This is a genomic window from Trueperella sp. HMSC08H06 (genome assembly GCF_001808465.1).
Taxonomy (GTDB): Bacteria; Actinomycetota; Actinomycetes; order Actinomycetales; family Actinomycetaceae; genus Trueperella; species Trueperella bernardiae.
In genome coordinates this window covers 34,290-40,343 of record NZ_KV793346.1, presented here as the reverse complement: position 1 = coordinate 40,343, position 6,054 = coordinate 34,290, and the positions used below count along the sequence as shown (strand labels likewise).

Genomic DNA, 6,054 nt, shown 5'->3' with positions numbered 1-6,054 from the left:
ACACGGTGGGTGGTAGCCTAGGCTGCCACCTACCGGCACGCCGGCCCATCAGTGCGGGCCCCGGAATCTCCGGGGCCCGCACCCATGTCTGGCGGCCAGCCCGACACAACTCGTAAATATACCGGCTACCGATTCCTATACGCCCCTGCCTCACGCCAGGTTCACGACTTATTACGGCACCCCCGAGTAGCGCCAGCCCTCAGCCGCAGCGGCCAAGCCCCGGCGCGCCAGCACCGGCTCGCCCGGCCCCGTAGAATAGGCCCTATGAACCGCGACATCACCCCCATCATCTTCGGCTGGGACCTAGCCGATTACGCCATGGCCCGCCTCATCCACGAAAGCTCAGGCATCAAGCCCCGCCTCTACAGCCAGATCCACCGTGGCTTCATCGACAACTCTCGCATTCTCGCCCAGCACATCACCGAGCCGCGCGCGATCTCCGATTTCACCAAGTTCCGCGCCCTGCTCGATTCTCTCGCCGCCGAGCTCCCCGGCGCCCGCGTGGTCCCCCTGGTCAACACGGACGAGCACGTCCAGTTCCTGGCCAGCATCCGCCCCGAGTTGCCTGCCAGCTGGATCATCCCGTACGCCTCCCCCGAGGCGATCGCCACCGCCGACTCCAAGGCCCGCCTCAGCGAGCTCGCTGCCAGCCTGGATCTGGCCACCCCGCGCCAAGTCAGCGTCTCCACCAGCGAGCCCGACGCCGCGGCCACCGCCCTCACCGCGCTCACCTTCCCGATTGTGCTCAAGCCCGAGGAGCGCTCTCACCTCATCGAGTTTTCCCCGCGCGGCCTGACCAAAGTCCTCCCGTGCGACACCTTGGACGACGCCGTCTCCCGCATCCGCACCTGGCACGACGCCGGCATTGCGACCTTCCTCACCGCCCAAGAGCTCATTCCTGGCGACGACACCACGCAGTGGGTGGTCAACGGCTATATCGACCGCGCCGGCCGCGTCACCGCCGTCGGCTCCGGCCGGGTGCTGGTCGGCAACCACGAACCCTACCTCCTGGGCAACGCCGGCATCCTCCACGTCACCCCGAACAAGCCGCTCATGGAAGACGGCTCTCGCCTGGCCCTCGCCGCCGGCCTGCGCGGCTTCTTCTCGCTAGACGTCAAGATCGACCCACGCACCGCCACCCCCTACTGGCTCGACCTCAACCCGCGCATCGGCCGCAATCACTACTACCTCAAGGCCGGTCGCGTGGATGTGTGGCGGGCGTTCATGGAGGATCACGACGACGACGCCGCGCCCCACGTCCAGCGAATGCAGGGGGAGGCGTTGTACCACGTCCTGCCGCTGAGGATGCTCAAGGAGTATCTGAGCCCAGAGTTGTATGCGCAGGTCAAGCCCCTGAAGCGCACGGCCATCGACCCGTTGAACACCCCCGGCGACCGCCACCCGCGCCGCACCTTGTTCCGCATCATCAACGCGGAGAACATGCGCCGCAAGACCCGGGCCCACTACCCCGAGCCCACCGACACGGGCTTCTAGCCGCGCCCACCCCGGCATCATCACACCGCGGCCTGCCCTATCCCTGCGGGCCCTCACGTAGACTGGTGCGCAGAAGAAACGAGGGATAATGCGATTTGTCAAACTTCACGATGCCACCTATGAGCGCTTCGCCGCGCAATCCGAGCGAATGTCCTTCACCCAGCTACCCGGCTACGTGTCCACACGCCGCGCGGAGGGGCACCGGGTGGAGCTGGTCGGTGTCGTCGACGGCGAGCCGGAGCGCCTGGTCGCCGCCGCCGCTGTTGTCCTCCAGCCGTGGCGCAAGTTCTTCTACAAGGCCAACCTCGTCTTCGGCCCCACATTCGCCGATTACTCCCCCGCCGCCGAGGCCACCTTCTACCGCGGCCTCGTGGAGTGGCTGAAGCGCACGCCCCGGGTGGTGGCGTTGCGCGTGGTACCGATGGTGGTGCGTGCGTTTTACAACGACGTCGACCGCGGCTCTGAGACCGAACGCGCACAGCGGATCGATGCCCTGCTGGCCGAGCTGGGTGCCACCCACCTGGACAAGGATTTCAACGACTCCCCCGACATCCAGACCCGCTTCGTTTACGTCAAGGACATCGCGGGGATGGACCTGGCGCAGGTGACGAAGTCGGCGGGGCAGCAGGTGCGCACGGCTTTCAACCGGTGGGGAACGAACGGCGTGGAGGTCCGTTTCAACGACCCGGCCGACATTGACGTGCTGGGCGACATCCTCGCGCACACCGCGGAGCGCACGGGCACCACCCCGCCTACGCGCTCGGAGCTGACCTACTACCAGGACCTGGCCAAACACCTCGGCCCGGAGGAGACCTTCTTCCCGGTGGCCGTGCTCCGGCCCGCGGCCTACCTGGCCGAGATTGCCGCCGAGCGCGAGCAGGTGGAGGCCAAGATGGTCGACTTTTCTGAGCGCGAGAAGGCGCTGGTGGCCGAGGGCAAGGTGCTGGGCAAGAAGCAGCGCAACCAGCTCAAGGAGCTCCAGTCCCGCATCGAGGTGTTGGACCGCCGCCAGAGGGAGACCGAGGCCGTCCGTGCCGAGCATGGTGAAGAGATCGTGCTGGCTGCCTCCTTCTTTATCCACTCCCCGCACGAGCTGACCTACCTCGTCTCCGGCGCGTATGCCCAGTTCAACGACTATTACGGCATTTACTTCATCCACCGCGCCATGTTCGACTGGGCCACCCGCAACGACGTGCGCTGGTACAACTTCTTCGGCATGACGGGCGACTTCAACGCCGATGCCTCCGACGCCGGCGTAGTCCACTTCAAGCAGCAGTTCAAGGGGAACGCGGAGGAGTACGTCGGCACCTACGACCTGCCGATCCGCCCGATCCTCGCCAGGGCCACGAAGGCGGTTGACCCCGACTAGGTCAGACCTTTCAGGGGTGTCCCCGGCCCGCTGGGGGCCGGCGGCTCAAAATAACTGGACGATTTCGGGGCGATCTTCTTATATGAGGAGATCGCCCCAGAATCGTCAAAAACACTTCAATACGGCCGGCCGGCGCCGGTTACTGCCGGCACCCCGATTATTGACGGCTGGCGCCGATGCACGTCCGCGCCTGGAAGGCGGCGTACTTCACCTCATCGAGCGGCACGTCGATGTTGCCTATCCAGTACACGATGTTGTTTTCGGTGAACTTCTTCTTGAAGTGGGTGAGGGGGTCGGAGTCGTCATCGGAGAGGATGCCGCCCATGTCGTAGGTGGCACACCCGGCCTTCACCGCGTAGCAGACCTCGTCGAAGTCGAGCTGGTAGGACTGACCCTTCTGGAACTCGTGGGTGTCCCCGCCGTACATGGCGTAGGCGCCCCCCCCGTGAACCACCATGATCGACGTGGCGATCGGCCGGCCTTCGTACATGGAAAAGCTCAGCCGCGTGCTGTCCGGGAAGGCTTCGTAGATGCGCTCGAAGTAGTCCTTGGGCCGGCACGTGATCCCGTGGTGTTCAGCAGAGACGCGGACGATCTCGTAGAACTGGTCGAGGTCCGCCACGCTCCCCACGCGCGTGCTCACCCCGTACTTTTCACCTTTGCGGATGTGCTTGCGCGTGTTGCGCGAGTAGTCCATGAGGATCTGTTCGCAATCCCGCCCGCGGATCTCGAGCACGGTGTTCATGAGGGGCTGACTGGAGTTGAACGGGTCGCGCGTGAACGTCAGCCCTGCCGCAGCGTATTCGGCCTCGAGCGCTTCGTCCAGCTCGATCGCCGGGTCCACTCGGAGCAGGAATCCCCCGTTCTCGCGTGCGAACTGGGCCGCCTCGCCCACAAGCTCCGCCACCGTCTCCACGTCCCGCGGGTCGCACACGGGCCCGCGCGGCGCGTAGAAGAAGCGTCCGCCGATCTGCGAGTCGTCAATGGAGAGCACCTGCATCGCCCCATCGATCGTCCCGCCCGTGCGGTGGACGAATCGGTGTGCCTCCCATCCCTTCTTGACGTGTGCCCAGCCGAGCGTCTGGTAGAGATTCGTGAAGGGGGAGGAATCTACGAACGCGCCATACTCGCGCAAAATGGCGTCATTGTGGGAAATAAGCACGCTTCTAGGATAGGAAAAAGCGCCCCGCGCGTTACCTAACCCTTGTCATACCCCGGGCTGACCCTTGCCCCATTCCTGGCACCGCGGTTCTAGAATGAAGGGAGCCGATTTCGCCCACCGTAAGGGACCGATGTTCATCAACCGTTACAAGCCGCGCCATGGCAAGGAAAGGGTGCCGCTGTTGGCACCGTCTGCTGAGTCTTCGGGTCCGACGACGCCCTGCTCCCCGGCTTCCCTCTCAGCCGCGGCCGTGGACGTCCCGGCACCCGCCGGCGACGCCCCAGCCGGCGTCGTGAACACGGGCGCAGCCGAGGCTCAGCCTGAGGCGGCCGGTTCGTTCGCGGAGTCGAAGCGGAGATCGGCGAAGGCGTCGGCGTTGATGGGCCTGGGCACGCTGACCTCGCGTCTGCTAGGGATGGTGCGCTCGCCGATGCTCATGGGTGCGGTGATCGGCCTGAACTCCCTGGCGGGTAACTCGTTCGACATCGCGAACAAGTTGCCCACGCTCCTGTACATGATTATCGCGGGCGGCCTGGTCAACGCGGTGCTGGTGCCGGCGATCGTCAAGGCGAGCCGGGCGGAGGACGCGGGGGCGGCGTTCATTAACAAGCTGCTGACGTTGTCGATGGTCACGCTCGGCGTAATCACGGCGATCCTCACGGCGGCCGCGCCGATCGTGGTGAAGATCTACGCCGCTACCCTCGACCCGGAGTGGTACCGCCTCACCACCCTATTCGCCCTGTGGTGCATGCCACAGATCTTCTTCTACGGCATGTACACGATCTTCGGCCAGATCCTCAACGCGCGGGAGAACTTCGGCCCGTACATGTGGGCGCCAGCGCTGAACAACGTGATCGCGGTGGGCGGCCTGGCCCTCATGCTGTGGATCTGGGGCCCGTCCGATGTGGCCACCACCTCCGAGGCCGCCACCTGGTTCTCGGCCCGCGGTAACGTGCTGGCCGGCATCCACACGCTCGGGATCGCGGCCCAGGCGGGCATCTTGCTGATCCCTCTGCGACGGGTGGGGATCCGCTACCGGCCGGACTTCAAGTGGCGCGGCTCGGGGCTGGGCCAGGCGGGCAAGGCCTCGCTGTGGATCCTGGCGATGATGGGGATGGGCATGTTGCCCACGATCGCCCAGTCGAATGTGTCGGCGGGGGCCACGATGCGCGCTCAGCAGGCGGGGATGGACCTGGACGGAGTGGTCGGCAACCTCGGCTATTCCACGGCCTACACGATCTATTCGATCCCTACCTCGGTCATCACGGTCTCGATCGCCACGGCTCTGTTTACGAAGCTGGCTCAGGCGGCGGTGGCGAAGAACTACTCGCTGGTACAGGAGGAGGCTTCCTACACGCTGCGCCTGACCTCCACGCTCATGTTCCTCTCCACGGCTCTGGTGGTGGTGTTGGCGGTGCCGGTCACGCGCGTGCTCTCCCCCAGTTCCTCACCAGCGGAGATCGGTTCGATCGCGGTGGTTGTGGCGGTGATGGCGATTGGCCTGCCGGGGGTGAGCGCGGTGGCGGTGCTCAACCGCATCTACTACGCGCTGGAGGACACGCGTGCGGCGTTCCTCGTGGGTCTGCCGTGGCAGGTGGCGGGCTTCGTGGGCTTCATCGCGTGCGGGTTCCTGCCGCCCCAGTGGGTGGTGGTGGGGGTGGGCGCCGTCATGGCGTCGACGAACCTGGCGGCCGGCGTCGTGACCTACCTTTTTGTACGACGCCGTCTGGGCGGGCTCGACCTTACGCGCGTCGCCACTGCTCACGCCAAGCTTGCCGCGATCACGGTGATCACCGTGGCGGCCGGGTTCGGGCTACTGTCGATTGCGAGCAGGTCGATGTTCGCCTCCTCGTTTGGGCTGTCGGTTCTGGCGATCATGGTCGCTTCCCCGGTGTTGACCGCGCTGTTCTACGTGCTCGCGCGCGCGTTCAAGATGCCGGAGGCGGCGGGCGTCACCATGTTGCTGGGCAAGTTGGCGGGGCGTATCCGCCGATAGTCCCGGTGAGGTTGACCGCAGTCAGCACGAGGC

General features: G+C 65.8%; 4 protein-coding genes. 3 read left to right on the top strand and 1 reads right to left on the bottom strand.

The annotated features are described in order from the left end of the window. Positions 1–264 precede the first annotated feature (264 nt). Both HMPREF3174_RS04020 and HMPREF3174_RS04015 read left to right on the top strand, forming a co-directional pair. A complete protein-coding gene (locus HMPREF3174_RS04020; RefSeq protein ID WP_070448028.1) occupies positions 265–1,494 on the top strand; it encodes a carboxylate--amine ligase in 1,230 nt (409 codons plus the stop codon). Between the two features lie 88 nt (positions 1,495–1,582). Further along, a complete protein-coding gene (locus HMPREF3174_RS04015; RefSeq protein ID WP_070448026.1) occupies positions 1,583–2,863 on the top strand; it encodes a peptidoglycan bridge formation glycyltransferase FemA/FemB family protein in 1,281 nt (426 codons plus the stop codon). Between the two features lie 157 nt (positions 2,864–3,020). On the opposite strand, the gene HMPREF3174_RS04010 is transcribed toward HMPREF3174_RS04015, so the two are convergent. After that, complete coding sequence (locus HMPREF3174_RS04010) at positions 3,021–4,025, bottom strand: lipid II:glycine glycyltransferase FemX (RefSeq protein WP_070448024.1); 1,005 nt, start codon at positions 4,023–4,025, stop codon at positions 3,021–3,023. Positions 4,026–4,119: 94 nt separating this feature from the next. Here HMPREF3174_RS04010 and murJ point away from each other — a divergent pair, with 94 nt between their 5' ends. Continuing rightward, the gene (murJ, locus tag HMPREF3174_RS04005; RefSeq protein ID WP_083297681.1) at positions 4,120–6,021 is read left to right on the top strand and encodes a murein biosynthesis integral membrane protein MurJ; all 1,902 of its coding nucleotides are present in this window, start codon (positions 4,120–4,122) and stop codon (positions 6,019–6,021) included. Positions 6,022–6,054: the final 33 nt, after the last annotated feature.

Coding starts and splice junctions, on each gene's coding strand:
- HMPREF3174_RS04020 (WP_070448028.1), top strand. CDS start 265: ATGAACCGCGACATCACCCCCATCATCTTCGGCTGGGACCTAGCCGAT.
- HMPREF3174_RS04015 (WP_070448026.1), top strand. CDS start 1,583: ATGCGATTTGTCAAACTTCACGATGCCACCTATGAGCGCTTCGCCGCG.
- murJ (WP_083297681.1), top strand. CDS start 4,120: ATGAAGGGAGCCGATTTCGCCCACCGTAAGGGACCGATGTTCATCAAC.